The 997-nt window shown below is 62.8% G+C and carries 1 protein-coding gene; it reads left to right on the top strand.

From position 1 onward, the window contains the following. Positions 1–133 precede the first annotated feature (133 nt). On the top strand, positions 134–997 hold an 864-nt coding region (locus UIA24_RS23015), incomplete at its 3' end, for a toxin VasX (RefSeq protein ID WP_330524042.1).

Below are 997 nucleotides of genomic sequence, written 5' to 3'. Positions count from 1 at the left end.
TGGATGACCACTGCCTGGCAATCGAATTAGACAAGGATGCAACATGAATCAGGAAGCCAGTCCGGCAGAGCTTAGGCAGGCGCGTCTCAGGCAAGCCTTTGACAATGTTCCGGTGGGGCGCGGCTGTTGCCCGATGAAATCCCCCGAGGTTGCCATCTTTCCGGTGCGCTACGCGATTGACGCGTCCCCGGAAAAAGGCCAAGCACAAGGCCCGCATCCACTGCCCAAAGGCTGGGCACCCAAACTCCAGCCCACCTTGAAAACCCGCAGCTACACCCTGCGCCAACTGCGGGACGGCTGGTTGTATGTCTGGGACAGCGTCGACAAGACCTTCCACGAGTACCAGGTCATCGGGCGGCTGTTTATCCGCCACACCTGGACCGCATTGGAAATTGGCCAGGACCTGCGAACCAACCCCGGCGAATCACGGCCGTACCTGCTGTACCCCCGCCGCAGCATCTTGCACCTGGCCTTTTCGCCGGTGCAATGGACCTGGCGGCTGTGCGAGGCCATGCGTTCCGGTGGCCTGAAAACGCCCTGGTTGCGCGACCTCGACCTGCCGGACTACTGCGACACCTACCAGGTTGCCCACGGTGCGCCACTGGTGCAACTGGGCCAGAGCGTGGCCGATATCCGCGTACAGGACCAGCCTGCACCGAACCTGCTCAGCACCACGCTGCCCACCGATGCCGACCCATCCGACCCCGACCGGCCGTTCAAGCGGGATTTCGAGGAAGCGCTGATTCGTGGCTACGTGCCAGACCAGAACACGGCACTGTTCATCGCCCTCGACGACCCGTTGGCGCTGGTTGACGACTTGAGCCTGAACCTCACCGGGCGGCGCCTGGAACAGGCACTGTTCGAGCAGGAACACCAGGAAAAACTGCAAACGGCCACGGCGGTACAAGCACTGTGCGGCTTTGATTGCACACCGCTGCTACCCGCGCACGTCGCCCAGGACCCGGCGCTGACCCGTGCCTACACCGATGACCTGTAC

The sequence above is a fragment of the Pseudomonas sp. AL 58 genome, from assembly GCF_036348395.1.
In the GTDB taxonomy this organism is placed as follows: Bacteria; Pseudomonadota; Gammaproteobacteria; order Pseudomonadales; family Pseudomonadaceae; genus Aquipseudomonas; species Aquipseudomonas defluvii.
This window is presented reverse-complemented; position numbering and strand designations above follow the sequence as displayed.